Source organism: Psychroserpens luteus, from assembly GCF_015319355.1.
Classification (GTDB): Bacteria; Bacteroidota; Bacteroidia; order Flavobacteriales; family Flavobacteriaceae; genus Psychroserpens; species Psychroserpens luteus.
Genome location: NZ_JADILU010000005.1, coordinates 322,345 through 341,339, shown reverse-complemented (window position 1 = coordinate 341,339; position 18,995 = coordinate 322,345). Strand labels below are relative to the sequence as shown.

The 18,995-nt window shown below is 32.7% G+C and carries 15 protein-coding genes; 11 read left to right on the top strand and 4 right to left on the bottom strand.

From position 1 onward, the window contains the following. Positions 1-60 precede the first annotated feature (60 nt). From IM744_RS13510 to IM744_RS13500, 3 genes are read right to left on the bottom strand one after another with little or no spacing between them, the layout of a single operon-like run. The gene (locus IM744_RS13510; RefSeq protein ID WP_194508671.1) at positions 61-1,284 is read right to left on the bottom strand and encodes an alpha/beta hydrolase-fold protein; all 1,224 of its coding nucleotides are present in this window, start codon (positions 1,282-1,284) and stop codon (positions 61-63) included. Positions 1,285-1,310: 26 nt separating this feature from the next. Continuing rightward, the gene (locus tag IM744_RS13505) at positions 1,311-1,739 is read right to left on the bottom strand and encodes a hypothetical protein (protein ID WP_194508804.1); all 429 of its coding nucleotides are present in this window, start codon (positions 1,737-1,739) and stop codon (positions 1,311-1,313) included. Continuing rightward, on the bottom strand, positions 1,736-2,089 hold the full coding sequence (locus IM744_RS13500; protein WP_317175395.1) for a PadR family transcriptional regulator: 354 nt from the start codon (positions 2,087-2,089) through the stop codon (positions 1,736-1,738). The genes IM744_RS13505 and IM744_RS13500 overlap by 4 nt, the downstream gene beginning before the upstream one ends. 93 nt (positions 2,090-2,182) lie before the next feature. Here IM744_RS13500 and IM744_RS13495 point away from each other — a divergent pair, with 93 nt between their 5' ends. From IM744_RS13495 to IM744_RS13465, 7 genes are all read left to right on the top strand, one after another. Then, positions 2,183-3,397: an aminotransferase class V-fold PLP-dependent enzyme gene (locus IM744_RS13495; protein ID WP_206694498.1), complete on the top strand. Its 1,215-nt coding sequence runs from the start codon at positions 2,183-2,185 to the stop codon at positions 3,395-3,397. A gap of 53 nt (positions 3,398-3,450) precedes the next feature. Further along, positions 3,451-3,945 (top strand): hypothetical protein, encoded by a 495-nt coding sequence (locus IM744_RS13490; RefSeq protein ID WP_194508670.1) that lies wholly within the window; start codon positions 3,451-3,453, stop codon positions 3,943-3,945. A gap of 57 nt (positions 3,946-4,002) precedes the next feature. Continuing rightward, positions 4,003-4,425, top strand: coding sequence for a SufE family protein (locus tag IM744_RS13485; protein WP_194508669.1), 423 nt, complete (start codon positions 4,003-4,005; stop codon positions 4,423-4,425). A gap of 6 nt (positions 4,426-4,431) precedes the next feature. Next, on the top strand, positions 4,432-4,758 hold the full coding sequence (locus tag IM744_RS13480) for a DUF59 domain-containing protein (RefSeq protein ID WP_147231411.1): 327 nt from the start codon (positions 4,432-4,434) through the stop codon (positions 4,756-4,758). A gap of 23 nt (positions 4,759-4,781) precedes the next feature. Beyond that, positions 4,782-6,617, top strand: a complete 1,836-nt coding sequence (locus tag IM744_RS13475) for an ABC transporter ATP-binding protein (RefSeq protein ID WP_194508668.1) — start codon at positions 4,782-4,784, stop codon at positions 6,615-6,617. Positions 6,618-6,638: 21 nt separating this feature from the next. Next, a complete protein-coding gene (locus tag IM744_RS13470; RefSeq protein WP_194508667.1) occupies positions 6,639-7,145 on the top strand; it encodes a DUF2480 family protein in 507 nt (168 codons plus the stop codon). 141 nt (positions 7,146-7,286) lie between these two features. After that, the gene (locus IM744_RS13465) at positions 7,287-8,246 is read left to right on the top strand and encodes a DUF3078 domain-containing protein (protein WP_194508666.1); all 960 of its coding nucleotides are present in this window, start codon (positions 7,287-7,289) and stop codon (positions 8,244-8,246) included. A gap of 84 nt (positions 8,247-8,330) precedes the next feature. Here the strand turns inward: IM744_RS13465 and hflX are convergent, their stop codons facing one another. Then, complete coding sequence (hflX, locus tag IM744_RS13460; RefSeq protein ID WP_194508665.1) at positions 8,331-9,551, bottom strand: GTPase HflX; 1,221 nt, start codon at positions 9,549-9,551, stop codon at positions 8,331-8,333. A gap of 71 nt (positions 9,552-9,622) precedes the next feature. Between hflX and IM744_RS13455 the strand changes: the two genes are divergently transcribed. The 4 genes from IM744_RS13455 (at position 9,623) to IM744_RS13440 (ending at position 18,920) form a co-directional block, all read left to right on the top strand. Continuing rightward, positions 9,623-10,588, top strand: coding sequence for an endonuclease/exonuclease/phosphatase family protein (locus tag IM744_RS13455; protein ID WP_194508664.1), 966 nt, complete (start codon positions 9,623-9,625; stop codon positions 10,586-10,588). Between the two features lie 215 nt (positions 10,589-10,803). Next, positions 10,804-16,017, top strand: a complete 5,214-nt coding sequence (locus IM744_RS13450) for a T9SS type B sorting domain-containing protein (RefSeq protein WP_194508663.1) — start codon at positions 10,804-10,806, stop codon at positions 16,015-16,017. Between the two features lie 68 nt (positions 16,018-16,085). Next, positions 16,086-16,988: a PorP/SprF family type IX secretion system membrane protein gene (locus IM744_RS13445; RefSeq protein WP_194508662.1), complete on the top strand. Its 903-nt coding sequence runs from the start codon at positions 16,086-16,088 to the stop codon at positions 16,986-16,988. Positions 16,989-17,006: 18 nt separating this feature from the next. Then, positions 17,007-18,920 carry an OmpA family protein gene (locus IM744_RS13440; RefSeq protein WP_194508661.1) on the top strand — a complete coding sequence of 638 codons (1,914 nt, stop codon included), beginning with the start codon at positions 17,007-17,009 and terminating at the stop codon, positions 18,918-18,920. The last annotated feature ends 75 nt before the right edge of the window (positions 18,921-18,995 follow it).

Below are 18,995 nucleotides of genomic sequence, written 5' to 3'. Positions count from 1 at the left end.
AGTATTGCAAAAAGCAAACCCGCTTGCATACAGAGGTGAGCCTTGATTTATTAATAGTTACTATTTCATTTCCAATTTTTTTAATTTATCTTTAGAAGGAGACTCTATATTTAAGGAGACTGATTTATTATAATTATCAATAGCCTTTTCTTTGTTTTCTATTTCTAAATAAAAGTCTCCTAGTGAATCATAAACGTTAAAACTTTCAGGATAATGTATCGCATTAAGACTAAAAAATTGTTCTGAATTTTTAAATTGGCTCTTACTCAACGCCCAATAACCTAGCATATTTAATAATTCTTCTTCTGGTTTTATCTCTCTTCCAAATTCTTTTGATAATCGCTTGTAATGATTTTCAACCTTCTCTAAGGTAACACTTTCCGGGCGTGTAAAATCAAGATCGAATTTAAAGAAGTCGAAAATAAACCGCAGTGCATCGTATGTAGCAATAAGCGGAACGGAACCATGGTGGTCGTCTTTATAAAATCTTCCTTTAAAGGATATATTTTTTTTATTGTCATTAGTGAAGTAATCATTAAGTTCTAGAATGGAACGTATATGGTTTGTTCCAGGAGTTGTGTCTTTTTTTACACTTAGGATATTTAAGCCTTCACTCATAGTATTTGCAATCCCTATAAATAGATTTTTGTCACTATACTTTCCATCTAAAGAGGTGTCCTTAATTTTATTTAGTAATTTATTGTTGTCCCACCACATCGATGGGTCAATTGAAATATAGGAATTAAATAAATTGGGTTTTTCTATTAATGTATTCATAACCATAAGGCCTCCGAATGAGTGACCAATAAAGGTGCGATATGAATCTGTAGGGTAATTAGAATCCATATATGGAATTAACTCGTTTTCAATAAATAGCATAAACTTTTCGCCTCCTCCTGAATTAGCAACCATACTGCTGTCAGTGTAATAACCGAGTTTTCCTTTTGTTGGTGTCAAATCTCTCGTTCTATTTGTATTAATAATTCCAACCACAATCATTTTTGGAAAAACTGAACCTCCTCCTAAACCACTTAAATGTTGAGTCATCCCAACTACTGAGTTAAAATGAGAATCTCCATCTAAAAGATAAACAACTGGGTAATTTTTCTTTTCAATTGCTCCTTCAGAATACTCTTTCGGAAGATGAATCCATAATTCTCTTTGTTCTTTTAATATTTTTGAATTTAAGCTGTCAATTTTTCCAATAATAATATCACTTACACTCTGTCCGTTCACAGTAAAATGAAATAAACATAGAAAGTATAATAAATGTATTTTTTTCATTTAATATTTTTATTCTAAAGAGTTAGTTATGAGAATTTGCGTATTGATGATTTGTAGCGATCATAGAAATATGTTGGAATCACCACTAAAATGAAAACTACACATCCTGAAAACAAAAGTATTGTAGCATAAGGCCAATGCATCACTTTAAAAAGTAATCCTGTCATAATTAATAGAACAGCAATTGTTGATACCAAATGAAGTACACGTTTTAATCGAATAGTATGTTGTGCAAATTTCTGCATATTAGTTTCTAACTGAAGATTTTGAAAACTACTATAGCCTCCAAATTTTTGAAGCGCTTCCTGATATAAGCTATCAAAATCTTGAGACTCATTTGTTTCTATATATGTACAAATATGATCTAACAAATCTTCTCTTAAATCAGTAGATTTAACACCATATAGCTTTAAATTGTTTTCTATAAATTCAATATGTTGATCAGTTAGTATCATGATTTTAAAGTTTTAGAATTAAAAATTATATGTAAGGTGTCCATGAAATCATTAATTTCTTTAGTGACCTCCGTAACCATCAGTTTACCATCTTTAGTAACTTTATAATACTTCCTTACTCGTTTTCCTATATATACTTTTTCAGTCTCCAAAACACCTTTGGCTTCTAATTTGTGAAGAATAGGATATAAAGCACCTTCAGAAATATCTATTTTCCCAGAGGTCATTTTTTTTACTTCTTGCGTTATTTCGTATCCATACATTTTATCTCTACTATCTATGAGTTTTAAAATGATGGGTTGTAATGTTCCTTTTGTGAGTTCTTTGCTATACATTTTGTAAATATACATTTTATTTAAATGTATTGTAATAAAATATTAAAAAATATATAACTTTCGTTTTCAGAATATCTTTTTAGGCAAACATCTCGTAACTTTGTCATTATGATAAACGTCAACAAAATCAGAGAAGATTTCCCAATCTTAAACCGAGAGGTTAACGGGAAACCATTAATATATTTTGATAATGCAGCAACATCTCAAACACCTAAACAAGTGATTGATGTGATTGTAGATTATTATTCAAATTACAATGCTAATATTCATAGAGGAGTTCACACCTTAAGTCAAGAGGCGACAGATTTATATGAAGAAGCACGATTGAAAATTCAGAAACATTTCAATGCTAAGCATAGTTATGAAATTATATTAACTTCTGGAACAACTCATGGAATCAACTTGGTAGCCAATGGTTTTTCTTCTTTAATAAAAAAGGGAGATGAGGTTTTGGTGTCTGCTTTAGAGCATCACAGTAATATTGTGCCTTGGCAAATGTTGTGCGAGCGCACTGGAGCTACTCTAAAAGTGATCCCAATGAATGACAATGGGGAATTGATTATGAGTGAGTATGAAGCGCTGCTTTCAGAAAAAACAAAATTGGTATTTGTTAATCATATTTCTAATGCTTTAGGAACAATCAATCCAATTAAGCAAATGATTGAAATGGCACATAAAGTTGGTGCTGCAGTTCTTGTTGATGGTGCGCAATCTTGTCCGCATTTAAAATCTGACGTTCAAGAATTAGATGTAGATTTCTATGTGACATCAGCTCATAAAATGTGTGGTCCAACAGGTGTTGGTATGCTTTACGGAAAAGAAGAATGGCTCAATAAATTACCACCTTATCAAGGAGGAGGAGAAATGATAGATCAAGTTACTTTTGAGAAAACAACCTATGCTGGATTGCCTCATAAATTTGAAGCAGGTACACCAAATATTTGTGGAGGTATTGCTTTTGGAGCTGCGGTAGATTATATGAATGCAATAGGTTTTGAAAACATAGCTAGTTATGAGCACGAACTTTTAGAATACGCAACGCAACAACTTTTAAAGATTGAAGGTTTAAAAATCTACGGAACAGCAAAAGAAAAAACCTCTGTGATTTCTTTTAACGTTGAAGGCATTCATCCTTATGATATAGGAACCATTCTCGATAAATTGGGCATTGCAGTAAGAACAGGTCATCATTGTGCTCAGCCTATAATGGATTTCTTTAAAATTCCAGGAACGGTTAGAGCGTCATTCGCATTTTATAATACTAAAGAGGAAATTGATGCTTTAGTTGAAGGTGTTAAGACTGCAAAAATGATGTTGTCTTAAACTTTGGCTTCTTTTTTGTAATATTACTATCGTAACCATTAAAATTTAATATTATGAAATTAATTATATGTATGTTCATTGTGCTTATTTCGGCTAAAGAATGTGATAAAAACAAAGCCCAATTAGCGAGCCAAAATAATACTGAAGCTATAGCGACAGGATCATCTGAAAAGCAAATGCAAAACGATTCAAAAATTACATATCTAGCAGTCTCTAGAGGTTACTTTTTAACTGTTGTATTAGAGGGAGATACAATAATATTCTCAAATGAAAGGGATTTAAAATCTGCAATAGCTCATGAAATTCCGAAGGAAGAAAAAGAATCACTAATGAATCTTATAAGCAAACTTGATGCAAAGACACTACCAGAATTAGAAGCGCCTTCAAAGGCACATGAGTATGATGGTGCAGCTATAGCAACTCTTGAAATTGCAGATGGAGAGAATTCTTATAAAACGGTTTCTTTTGATCATGGGAATCCGCCAGAATCAATAAAAGCTATCGTAGAAAAGATGTTATCGATTAAAACAATGATCGAGAAACAATAGAGATGTCGTATCTTTGTGTCTTCGGAAGATAATGGTCAAATAGACAAAAATAGAAGGATGACAATTTCAGAAATACAAGAAGAATTAATAGACGAATTTTCAATGTTTGATGATTGGCAAGAACGCTATCAATACATGATTGATCTCGGAAAATCTTTGCCTCTTATAGACCCAAAATATAAGACAGAAGACAATATCATTACAGGTTGTCAAAGTAAAGTTTGGGTTCATGCAGAAATGAATGGAGATAAAGTTGAATTCACTGCAGATAGTGATGCTATTATTACAAAAGGTATTATTGCCATATTGATTAGAGTATTTTCTAATCAGCATCCAAAAGATATCATAGAAGGTAACACCGATTTTATTGATGAAATTGGATTAAAAGAACATTTATCACCAACACGTGCAAATGGGTTGGTAAGCATGATAAAAAAAATAAAAATGTATGCTCTTGCATATCAAACACAATTAAAATAGTTCAAAATGAGCGATACAAAAATAGATACCAACCTCTTAGGAGAAAAAATAGTACGCGTTTTAAAAACAATATTTGACCCAGAAATACCAGTTGATATTTATGAGTTAGGTCTTATTTATGACGTATTTGTTAATGAAGATTATGAGGTAAAAATCTTAATGACTTTAACGACTCCAAATTGTCCAGTGGCAGAGACATTACCTTTAGAGGTAGAAGAAAAAGTAAAATCTTTAAACGATGTGAAAACTGCAGAAGTTGAGATTACTTTTGATCCACCATGGACACAAGATTTAATGAGTGAAGAAGCTAAATTAGAGTTAGGAATGCTTTAATGATGCTGAGTTTATAATTTTGAATGGCTAGACAAAAACCTAAATCTATAACTGAGGGAAATAAGGTTAACTTCAAAGGGTCCTTTAAAGCCTTAGTCTATATTCCAAGATTTTTTAAAGAAATCTGGAATACTAATAAAACACTTTTTTTAGGGTCTGCTTTTTGTCGTTTAATAGCTGCTGTTTTGCCTGTAATCATTTTATGGATTGGTAAAATAATCATAGATGAAATAATCTTACAAGCAAAAACTGAGGTTACAGATTTATCTACACTTTGGTTGTATGTTGGGATTGAGTTTGGTCTTATTATTCTTTCAGATTTAATAAGTAGAGCTATTTCCTTAACAGATGGACTTTTGGGAGATGCTTATTCCATAAATTCTTCAGTCAATATTATTAAAAAGACGAATAAGATTGAAATTAGTCTTTTAGAGGATTCCGAATTTTACGACAAACTAGAACGCGCAAGAACTCAAACTACAGGACGTGTAGGTTTAATGTCTAATGCGCTTGGCGAAGTACAGAGTCTTATTTCTATAGCTACTTTAGTTGCTGGTCTTATTTATTTTGAACCTTATTTAATTATACTTCTTGTTATTAGTATTATTCCATCGTTTATAAATGAAATTTGGTTTAGTCAAAGGCAATATTCTTTAGCCAGAGGCTGGACAACAGAGCGTCGCGAATTAGATTACCTTAGATATATTGGTGCCAATAATGAAACAGCAAAGGAGATAAAACTTTTTGGTCTTACAGATTTTATTGTGGACCGCTTCAAGAACCTCTCACAAGAATATTATGACCTCAATAAGAATCTAGCAATCAAAAGATCTGCTTTAGGTTTTTTATTTAATGTGCTGGGAACTTTGAGTTATTATGGCGCTTACGTATTTATAATTTACAGAGTTGTTACTGGCATGATAACATTGGGTGAACTTACATTTTTATCAGGCTCATTCAATAGGCTTACCCGAAATTTGCAAGACTTCTTTTCTAAATTCACGAGAATTACTGAAAGTGCATTATATCTAAAAGATTATTTTGAATTTATTGATATTTCAATAGAGCCAAACCATATAGAAGATCAACCAATGCCATCTAAAATTAAAAATGGATTTGAATTCAAAAACGTTACATTCTCTTATCCAGGATCTGATATAAAAATTCTAAAAGGCATATCGTTTAATTTAAATGCAGGCGAGAAGTTAGCATTCGTTGGACAAAATGGAGCAGGTAAAACTACACTTACAAAATTGCTACTACGTTTTTATGAGCCTACTTCTGGTGAGATCTTATTAGATGGAATTAATATTAACCGATTTAATAAAGCAGAATATCAGGAGTTTTTTGGTGTTATTTTTCAAGATTTCTTTAAGTATGAATTTACTGCTAAAGAAAACATCGCTATTGGTGATATCGCTCAGATAGATAATCTTGAAAAAATTAAAAATGCTGCGGAAATGAGCTTGGCAAGTGAAGTCATTTCAGAATTAAAAAAAGGTTACAACCAACAACTAGGAAAACGTTTTGCTAAAGGTCAAGATTTATCTGGTGGACAATGGCAAAAAGTTGCATTAGCACGATCCTATATGAAAGATGCGGAAGTCATGGTTCTTGATGAGCCAACATCGGCATTAGATGCAAAAGCAGAAAGTGAAGTGTTCCAGCGTTTTATAGCGTTAACCGAAAATAAAACCAGTATTATCATTTCTCACCGGTTTTCTACCGTTAGACAAGCAGACCGTATTCTTGTTTTAGAAGAGGGTAAAGTCTTGGAAATTGGAACACATGAAGAATTAATGGCTAATGATTCTTTGTATGCAGAATTATTCACTTTACAAGCAGAAGGCTATCAATAGAAAATAACTTAATTTTGTGTTATGGAGGAAGAGATAATAAATAGAGTCGCATTAAGTAAACTAATGGTTGTTGATCTTGAAGATTACTATCCAGAAGGAGAGCGTGTTGTTTTTGATATTAAGGATTGGTTGTATGAAGGTTTTGTATTAAGAGAAAAAGACTTTAGGCAATTGGTCAAAGACTATGATTGGTCAAAACATAAAAACCAATTTATCGCGCTAAGTTGTTCTACAGATGCTATTATTCCTGCTTGGGCTTATATGTTAATGACTATAGAATTACAGCCTTATGCTAAAAAAATTATTACAGGAGATTTAGAAGCACTTGAAACTTCAATTTATCAAGACATTATTAATAATTTAGATGTGGAGCCTTATCAAGATAAGCCTCTCATTATAAAGGGTTGTACGCATAAACCAGTTCCTTCAAATGCTTATATTATGCTATCTAGCAAATTAAAACCAGTTGCCAAGTCTATTATGTATGGTGAGGCATGTTCTTCGGTTCCTTTATTTAAAAGAAAATAAAGTAAATATTTTTGTGACCTTAGATAAAAAATAGGGTCTAATTAATTAGTGAATTATAAATCAAACTCTTAAGTTTTAAAATAGGGAAAGAATTATATTTGCATATTAATTAATTATATTGAAACTATTAAAATTAAAATTATGACTAAAAAATTACTTTTAACATCTGCATTGATGTTATCGATAGCATTTGGTTTTTCCCAAACAAAAGAAGAATTACATGCTCAAAAAGCTGAAAAACAAAGTATTGCTGATGCTGCTCAAGCAGAAGCTAATGCGCTTCAAGCTCAAATAGACGCACTTCCAGGATGGAGAGTTGGAGCATTTGGTGTTATTGGAGGAAGCTTATCCAACTTTAATAATTGGTATTCTCAAGGAGTTCCTAATAATTCATCAGGAAACATAGGAATTTCAGTTAATGGATTTGCTAATTTAATTGAGGATAAATTTTTCTGGAGAAACTCTTTAACGACTAATTTGAGTTGGGTAAAATTAGATAATAAGGATACAGATTTTGATTCAGATAAATTTGAACCAACAACAGATGTATTTAATATTTCTTCTTTATATGGAAGAAAATTAAGCGAAAAATTAGCAGCTTCTACATTACTAGAATACAGAACTACAATTTTAGATAACTTCAATGATCCTGGTTATTTAGATATTGGGGTTGGTGTAACTTGGACTCCAATTGAAAATTTAATCGTGGTGATTCATCCATTAAACTACAACTTTGTATTTGCAAAAAATGATGCAGTTTTTGAATCTTCTTTGGGAGCTAAAATTATGGCAGATTATACACGTCAAATTGGTAAAGTTGGATTTAAATCTAACTTATCTATGTTTCAAAGTTACAAGAGTGGAGATTTATCTAACGCAACTTGGACAAACTCTTTCAGTTATACATTATGGAAAGGAATTGGTGTAGGATTTGATTTTGCATTAAGAAGTAATAAGCAAGAAGCATTAAATTATGGACTTGACCAATATGCTATCGCATTAGCTGATAATCCAGGTTTAACTGATGCAGTACCTACATTTGATAATGTTGATAATGATTTACAAACATACTATACATTAGGATTGACTTACAAATTCTAAATTGTTTTAGTATTATACTAATAAAAAAAGCACCTCATTGAGGTGCTTTTTTAGTTTTAAGTATAATTTTTTTTTCTTTGGAAATTACTCTTCTTCTTCTTCTTCTGAATAATCTGGATATAAGAAACTATTATAAGGAAATCGCGTGACGTGTATTTCTCTTACTTCATCATAAACTCGTTTTTTAAAGACATCGATATTCTTTTTGTTCAATGCCGAAATGAACAATGCATTATTCCCAACGCGATTCATCCACGTTTTTTTCCACTCCTCAAGAGAATAGTGTAATGACGTTCTCTCAGTAACCAAATCATCGTCATCAAAAGGTTCAGCTTGATAAGCATCAATTTTATTAAACACCATTATAGTAGGTTTATTTGAACTATCAATTTCACCTAAAATTTTATTTACAGATTCAATATGCTCTTCAAAATTTGGATGAGAAATATCTACGATATGTAGTAATAAGTCTGCTTCTCTAACTTCATCTAATGTGCTTTTAAAAGACTCGACTAGTTGTGTCGGCAATTTTCGAATAAAACCAACCGTATCAGTTAACAAAAATGGAAGATTTTGAATCACAACTTTTCTAACCGTCGTGTCTAATGTTGCAAATAATTTGTTTTCTGCAAAGACATCACTTTTACTAATGACATTCATTAAGGTTGATTTACCAACATTAGTATAACCAACTAAAGCAACTCTAACCATTTTGCCACGATTACCGCGTTGCACAGCCATTTGTTTGTCAATAGTTTTAATCTTTGCTTTTAATAAAGCTATTTTGTCACGTACAATACGTCTATCTGTTTCTATTTCTGTTTCACCAGGACCACGCATTCCAATTCCACCTTTTTGTCTTTCAAGGTGAGTCCACATTCCTTTTAAACGAGGCAATAAGTATTCGCATTGTGCTAATTCTACCTGAGTACGTGCATAACTAGTTGTAGCTCGTTGAGCAAAAATATCGAGGATTAGATTTGTTCTATCTAGAACCTTACATCCTAAAATCTTGCTAATGTTACGCTCTTGAGCAGATGAAAGTTCATCATCAAAAATAGCAGTTCCAATATTATTATTTTCAATATACTCTTGTACCTCATTCATTTTACCACTACCTATAAAAGTTTTAGGGTTTGGCATATCCATTTTTTGAGTAAATCGCTTGAGAACTTGTCCTCCAGCAGTGTAAGTCAAAAACTCTAACTCATCTAAGTATTCATCAGATTGCTCTTCATTTTGTTCTCTGGTAACGACACCAATGAGTACTGTTTTCTCAAGTGATATATCTTTTTTTTCAATCATAAATTTTAGTAAAAAACAAAGTTACATAATTGGATGCTCGTGTATTGCATTTTAAAACTTAAATTTGTGTTGTGAATTCCCAAGAAATAAAAACATCTACACATACAATTGCATTCTATAATCTCGAAAATTTATTCGATATACATAGTGATGCAACAATACATGATAACGATTTTTTACCAGGTTCCCAAAAACGATGGACAAAAAAGAGATATGAACAAAAAATATTTAAGCTAGGTCAAGTTATTTCTAAGATTGGTTTTGAAGACACTCAAAGACCACCTGCAATCGTTGGTTTAGCAGAAATAGAGAATAAAAATGTTATTCAAGATTTAATACAAAGTAAAGATTTAGAGCCTTACGATTATGACTTAGTTCATTATGATTCCAAAGATGAACGAGGTATTGATGTTGCATTAATTTATGATAAAACTGTTTTTACAGTAGAAGACTCTAAAACATACACGGTTTATTTAGAAGATCATATTGGAGAGCAAGATTATACAAGAGATATTTTGCTCGTATCTGGTATGTTTAATTCTGAAAGATTACATCTCATAATCAACCATTGGCCATCAAGACGAGAAGGAGTATTAGAATCAAATCCAAAACGTGTAAAAGCAGCTGAGAAAGTCGTAGAAATTATTGATAATATAAAAGAAAACTATTCAAATCCTAAAATATTAGTCATGGGTGATTTTAATGATAATCCTAGCGACGAAAGCATCAAATTTCTATCTGAAAAAGCAGAGTTATACAACCCTATGGAGACCTTACTGTCTTATAGTAGAGGTAGTGTAAATCATAATTTTAAATGGAATTTGTTTGACCAAATATTATTTTCAACCAATTTTTTTGAAACAGAAAAAAATAAAATCAAATTTGATGAAGCTAACATCTTCGATGAGAAGTTTTTGACCCAATATAAAGGTAAATTTAAAGGCCAACCATTTAGAACTTATGTTGGTAAAAAATATAAAGGTGGTTATAGCGATCACTTTCCAGTTTATGTCCAATTAAATATTACAAAATCATAAGTATCTAAAGACTTTTTTCTTTTTGTCGATAATAATTACCTTTTATCTATTATAACAATGTTAACAGTCTCTTAACAGTCATTTTTTTTATCTTCGGTTTCTTATATGAGTCTTGCCTACAAGACTTGTTTATTATATATTACATGTTCTGCCTCTATATTCGTTTTTAAAACATTAACTATCAATTATTTAAATTGATGAATAGCATTGTTGATATGAAAAAAGTATTACTCTCTCTACCCCTTATTCTTATTTTGACCATTTGGTGTGCTGATGCGCAAATAACAACCTATCCTTATACAGAAGATTTTGAGTCTGGCGATGGTGGATGGATTGTTGATACAGCTAATCCTGGTAGTTGGGCACTAGGAACACCAGCAGCAGCTGTTATAAATAGTGCGGATTCTGGCGTAAATGCCTGGGTTACAAATCTAACAGGAGATTACGTCGCTAATGAAAATGGTGTTGTGACAAGTCCAGTTTTTGATCTGTCATCACTAAATGCACCTTCAATAGAAATGAGCGTTTGGTGGAATTCTGAATTTAGTTGGGACGGTATGGTTTTGCAGTCCTCAATTGATGGAGGAACAACCTGGCAAAATGTAGGTGCTAATGGAGATCCAAACAATTGGTATAATGATGGTACTATTGCAGGGAACCCAGGTGGGCAACAAGAAGGTTGGACAGGACGTGCAGCTAGTGGTTCAGGTGGTTGGTTAATTGCAAGACATGCTTTAATTGGTTTAGGTGGAGAATCTAATGTGATATTAAGAGTTGCATTTGGATCTGATGGATCTGTTCAAGATGAAGGTGTCGCTTTTGATACCGTTACAATCTTTGATGTACTTTGTGCAGAACCTTCAGGAATAACTATTGCTGAAGTAACAGAAAATTCTGGAGATATAAGTTGGAATCCTGGTGGAGCAGAAACAACATGGGAGATAGCAATACAAACAGCAGGAACAGGATTACCAACAGGATCTGGTGTTTCTACAATGAATAATAACCCTTATAATGCAACAACATTAACACCAAGTACAGCATATGAAGTCTATATAAGAAGTGACTGTGGTGTAGATGGTTTTAGCAATTGGGTTGGACCATTTAATTTTACGACTTTAAATGTGCCACCTCCAACTCCAGTTGGAGTAACATGTGCTACAGGAACTTCATCTTATATTTTTACTGAAAATTTTGACCAAGATCCTCCAGCAGGCTGGACTGGTACAGGTTTTGATGGTTCTGATGGGAATTGGGATATTACCGCAGCAGGAGCCAATTCATTTGGATCAGGTCCTGCAAATGCTTATGATGGTGGTACCGGATCACATTTAGAATATGAAGCGGGAGGTAGTGCAACAGATATTGCATCTGCTATTAGTCCTGCTATTGATTTAACAGACGCTATTGATGGTGCTGAATTATCATTCTTTTTTCATGCTTTTGGAGACAACATTGGAACATTAAATGTGGGTATAGCAAATGATGCATCAGGTCCATTTACAAGTCTATTTACATGGGTTGGAGATTATCAAACTTCTGATACTGAAGCTTGGGTGCCTGTTGGTATCAATTTAGATGCCTATTTAGGACAAGTTATTTATTTGGAGTTTAATTATGGTGGAGCTGGAACTGGTTTTGAAGGTGACATTGCAATAGATTTTATAAGAGTAGAATCTTGTGGAAGCTTTTGTATTCCTCCTAGCGGAATAACAGTAGCTAATATCACAGGAACTTCTGCAGATATTAGTTGGACTGCTAATAATGGAGAAACCTCATGGGAATATGTGGTAGTTCCAGTTGGAACAGGAGAGCCTACAGGACCTGGAACGACAGTAGCTACATCTTCTGCAACTATAACCGGTTTAGATTTTGAATCAGAATATGAAGTATGGGTAAGAGCAGATTGTGGAGGCGGAACATTTAGCATTTGGTCTGGACCTTCGAATTTTACAACGACTATTCAGTCAAATTATGCTATTGATTGTACGCAAGCTCCAACACAAATAAACTATTGCTATGATAATAATGATACGAATACTTGGACATTTGTTTCTACAGATGGAAGTCCAATTAGATTGACTTTTAATGCAGGTGGAATTGAAAGTTGTTGTGATGATATATTAGTCTATGATGGAGCAGATAATACTGCGCCATTAATATATCAAGGAAATAACGGAGGAGATCTTTCAGGCTTAGAATTTAACTCTACTGGAGATACTTTGTTTATGGAGATTGATTCTGACGGATCAGTTAGTTGTGCATCAGGAAGTGGATGTTGTACTACACCTTGGGATTTTACTGTAGCATGTGCGACTTGTACGCAACCAGAAGCTAATTATACTGTAGTTTCAAATTGTTTAGTTGGACCAGAGTTCTTTGTAGATGTTGACTTAATAAATTTAGGTTCTGCAACATCAGTGACAATTACTGATGATCAAGGGAGTCCTTCTCAAACAGTTAGTGCTTTAGGGATTGTGACTTTTGGACCATTTCCTAATAATACACCAGTTGTAATTACAGTAGCTAATGATGATGATGCTAATTGTACAATAACCAGTTCATCACTTGATCAAGAGTTTTGTACTTTAAACGCAGTAGATTGTTCAGTTGGCCCTACCAATGGTTTTATTTGCTACGGAAACAATGATTCTGAAATATTTACTTATACAAGTACAGATGGTTCGCTTTTAAATCTTACTATCAATACAGGAGAAATTGAAGGAGCACCTTTTGATTTCTTAGTAATTGTAGATGGTAATGGTACTGAACTTTATAATGGAGAAGGTAATAATGGAGTATTAGATGGTATATTTGTTCAATCTATAACAGATACAATTACTATACAAATACAATCAGATGGATCAGTAAGTTGTGAGTCTGGTAGTTTTTCAGATGGTATAGATTTTACAGTAGCTTGTGCCACTTGTGTGAATCCAACAGCGACTTATCAAGTGATTGACGATTGTGTAAATGGAGATCAATTTTTGGTAGATGTCAATATTACAAGTTTAGGAGATGCTACATCATTAACAATATCTAATAATATTGATGGTACTACAGAGGTAGTTTCTACAATTGGAACCTATCAAATTGGACCATTTCCATTTTTAGTAGATGTTGTTGTGACGGTGAGTAACAATCAAGATGTAAATTGTGTTATTAATAGTAATCCAATTCAACTATTAGCATGTCCTCCAGAAAACGATAACCCTTGTAATGCTACAATTGCAGTGGTAAATGCTGATCAATCTTGTGATATGGTTACTGCAGGATCTTTAATTGAAGCAACAGATTCAGGTGTGCCTAATGGAAGTTGTGGTGGAAATCCAGATGATGATGTTTGGTTTCAATTTACTGCATTAAATGAAGTTCAATTAATATCACTCGTGAATATTGCTGGTGGTGGATTCAATACAGATCACGCTTTGTATGAAGGTGATTGTGATAATTTAGTAGAAATGGAATGTACAGACGGTACAGCAAGTGTTACACCTCAATTAGTAGTAGGTAACACCTATTACGTTAGAGTGTTTTCAGGTGGAAATGATGCAGAAACAACCACATTTGATTTATGTATAAAAGAAGCACCTACAAATATTATTTGTGAAAATGCAGAAAACTTCTGTGCAGAACCAGGAGGAGCATTAACAACATCTAATATTATAGGTATTCCAGACCCTACAGATATCGCTTGTTTAGGTTCTGCGCCAAACCCTACTTGGAATATTATTCAAATTGGAGACCCTGGATTAATTGAAATAGAAATCTCGCAAGTAGATGATAATGGAAATGGTTTAGATGTTGATTTTGTGCTTTGGGGACCTTTTCCAGATTTAGAAGATGCATGTGATGGCCTGGATTTTGGTTGTCCAACTCCAGGTGATTGTCCTAATAATACAGGAGATCCAAATTTTTATCCCTTCGGAAATATCGTAGACTGTAGTTATTCATTTGTTTCAGTAGAAAACTTAACAATTGATAATGCTCAAACAGGAGAAATTTATTTATTGTTAGTTACTAATTTTTCTGATGATCCAGGGATAATTTCGATTAGTCAAACAAATAATGGAGGAGCTACTGATGGTGATATAACAGCAGAAATTGAAGTAGATCTAGGAGAAGATCAAAACCTATGTGGATTTGATTCTTATGAGATAATCGCAGATTCGCCTTTTGCAGATACTTGGGAATGGTATTGTAATGGATTTATCATTGATGGAGAAACTTCTTCTTCTTTAATCGTTACTGAAACATGTACATATACTGTTATTGTTTATGACGAACAATGTGACACACAAGCACAAGATTCTGTTACTATAACTTTTGGAGAAGAAGCTGTAGCGAATGCTGTTGATGATATTATCACTTGTGACGATAGCTCTGCAGATGAGGTAGAAGATTTTGATTTAGAGATACAAACTATTGGAATTTTAGGAACTCAAGCAGCAACAGATTTTAATGTGACTTATCACTTAACTTTAGCAGAAGCGCAAGCAAATACAGGAGCATTAACGTCTCCTTATACTAACATTTCAAACCCACAAACAATTTTTGTTAGGATTGAAGACGCTAATGCACTATTTTGTTTTGCAACAACGAGTTTTGATTTAATTATATCTGGTCCAACACCAACTGCTACAAGTATACCAATAGAAGTTTGTGATGATGATACAGATGGTATTGCAGACTTTGATTTAGCAGCACATAGTGTCAACATATTAAATGGTCAAAGTACTACAGATTATACAGTATCTTATTATGCTTCGGAAGCAAATGCAGAAACTGCAACAAGTGCAATAGCATTATTATATTCAAGTACTACACAAACAATTTGGGTTCGTGTAGAAAGTAATATCGCTTTTGATTGTTACACAGTAGTGCCTATCGATTTAATCGTTAAACCTTTACCTAGCACAACTTTTATGACAGACTTTGATTATGAAGTATGTCCTAATGCAACAGTGCCTATTTTGGTAACTGCTACAGCAAATAACTATTCTGAGAATGAAGTTACTATTGTTTGGTATCAAGACGGTGGTGTTATTGCTGGAGAGAATAGCTTAACACTCCCAGTGATTGAAGCTGGTTTATATGAAATTGAGGTGACATTTAACGATGGTACACAATGTTCTAGCATTACAGCTCAAAATATCATAGAATTAGATACTTGCATTATTCCACAAGGTATTTCTCCAAATGGAGATGGTATGAATGATACTTTTGATTTAAGCAGTTATGATGTAAGCAAACTCGAAATATTTAACCGAAACGGAACATTAGTTTATTCTAAGTCAAACTATACAGATGAGTGGTATGGTCAAACCAATGATGGTGATGAATTACCAGTAGGAACGTATTTCTATACCATGGAATATGAAAATGGTAAACAACGAACTGCATGGGTTTACATACAACGTTTAAAATAGTAACCAATTAATAATCATTATAAGAATTCTTTAATTCATCCAAACAACTAAAATCAAATAACTAACAAATGAAAAAATTTTATATCATTATTGTATTGCTCATTGCAACACAGGTGTATGGACAACAGGATCCACAATATACTCAGTACATGTATAATATGAATGTCATCAATCCAGCATACGCAGGTTCTAAAGAGAATTTGTCATTTGGATTATTGTACCGTACACAATGGGCAGGTATTGATGGCGCTCCAAAAACAGCTACATTTTTTGGACATGCTCCTATAGGAGAAAAAGTAGGGCTAGGTTTATCTGTAATCTCTGATGAGGTAGGACCAGTAAAAGAAACTAATGTGTATGCAGATTTTTCATATACATTAAAATTAGGTGGCGAACACAACTTGGCTTTTGGTATAAAAGCAGGAGCTACATTTCATGACATTGGTTTAGCAGGTATAGATTTAATAGATCCTAACGATCCATTTTTTCAAAATATAAATACAACAACACCTAATATTGGAGCAGGATTCTTTTATTATACAGATAAATATTATGTAGCAGGTTCTGTTCCTAATATTCTAAGTTCTGTTCATTTAGATGCTAACGGAAATAAAATTGGTTCAGAAGAAGCCCATTACTTTTTCACTGGTGGATATGTATTTGATTTATCTGCAAATACAGAACTTAAACCTTCATTTATGGTTAAGTCTTCTTTTGGCGCACCAACATCCTTTGATGTTAACGTAAATGCACGTTTTTTTAAGAAACTTGAAATAGGTGGTTCTTACCGATTAGACGATTCTTTCTCAGGATTAATAAACTTTGCTATTACACCATCAATTAGAGTAGGGTATGCTTATGATGCTGTGACATCAGATATCAAAAAGTATGCACCTGCATCACACGAATTCATATTATTATTTGATTTGAATTTCCCTAAAAAAGTTTCACGTTCACCTAGATATTTCTAAACAATTAAGCTAATCATTATGAAAAAAATATTAACACTTTTTACAATCGCAGCGTTAAGTAGTTTTGGCTTAATTGCACAAAATGCAAGTACCAAAAAAGCAGATAAACACTTTAATAGATTTGAGTTTGTTGAGGCAGCTGAAGACTATGAAAAACTAATAGAAAACGGTAAAGCAGATACGTATGTTTACAGCCAATTAGCAGAGTCTTATTACAATGTATATAACTCTGAAGCTGCAGAAAAATATTATGCAAAAGCATTAGAAAGTTCTGACAGTCCAGAAATGATTTTCAAATATTCACAAATGCTTAAGGCAAATGGTAAATATGAAGAATCTAATGTTCAAATGGCAAAATTTGCTAAAATGCGTCCAAGTGACGAGAGAGCTATGGCTTTCAATAAAAACCCAGATTATTTACCTAAAATTTTAGAGAAAGGAAAGAAATTTAATATTCAAAATTTAGGTTTAAATTCTCAATATTCAGATTATGGTGGTACACTTAACAATGGAAAGTTGTACATTACTTCAGCGAGAAATACCTCTAGAAAAACTTACGGTTGGAACGCTCAACCATTTTTAGATATTTATGAAATGACTAAAAATGAAGATGGAACCTATAAAGCAGGAAGTCTTGTTGAAGGTAAAGTAAATACTAAGTACCATGATGGTGATGTTGCTTTTTCATCAGATGGAAATACTATGTATTTTTCTAGAGAAAGCTTTTTTGAAAAAGAATTTGAAAAAGATTCTACTTCAAATACGAAGTATAGTTTGTTACATCTTTTCAAAGCAACCAAATCTGGTGATAAATGGGAGAACGTCGAAGGTTTTTCAATAAATAGTAAAAATTACTCATTAAAAAATCCAACGATAAGTGCTAATGGTAAAACCATCTACTTTGCGTCAGATATGCCAGGAGGTTATGGATTGTTTGATATTTATAAAGCAGTCATCAATTCTGATGGGACTATTGGAGATCCAGTTAACATGGGACAAAAGGTTAATACTGAAGGACAAGAAATGTTTCCATATATAAGTAGTAACAATACGTTATATTTTTCTTCAAACGGTCATTTAGGACTTGGTGGATTAGATGTATTTTATACGAAAGAAATTGATGGTAAAATGGCTCCAATACGTAACATTGGTATACCAATTAATGGTAATGCCGATGATTTTGCGTTTAGTTTAGATGAAGAAACTGAGGAAGGATTTGTTTCTTCAAACAGAGAAGGTGGAATTGGAAGTGATGATATTTACGCAATTAAAAAATTACAACCATTATGTGATGTTTTAATAACAGGAACAGTAACAGATAGTAAAACAGGTGCTCCAATTAATGCAGCATCAGTTTCAATGTATGATGATCAAGGAAACAAAGTGTTATCAAAAGTGACCAATTCAGATGGTACTGTTGAATTTATTGTTGAATGTGATAAATCTTCTGAATTAGAAGTAACGATGGACGGCTATGAAAGTCAAAAAATAACTGTAGCAGCTTCCGAAGAAGAAGAGGTTGAAGTTAATATTGCTTTAAATCCTATTGAAGATATAGTAGGGCCAGAAGCAATTAATTTAAACCCTATTTATTTTGATTTTGATAAGTCAAATGTAACAGCACAAGCAGCTTTTGAATTGGATAAATTAGTTCAGATTATGACTAAATATCCAGATCTAGTAATTAATGCTACTTCACATACAGATAGTAGAGGACCAGCTTCTTATAACGAAAGACTATCAGACAGAAGAGCAAAAACAACAGTTCAATACGTTATATCTAAAGGAATTGATAAATCAAGAATTTCTGGAATGGGTAAGGGTGAAAATGAATTAAAAGTAAATTGTGGTTCTAATTGTACAGATGAAGAACACCAACTAAATAGAAGATCAGAATTTATTATTGTTAGTGGTGGTCCATTACAACAATAGAATTTAAAGTATAAGCCTTGAATAATCATCAAGGCTTATACTCTTTATACTTTTAATAATTGCGAAAAATAATTA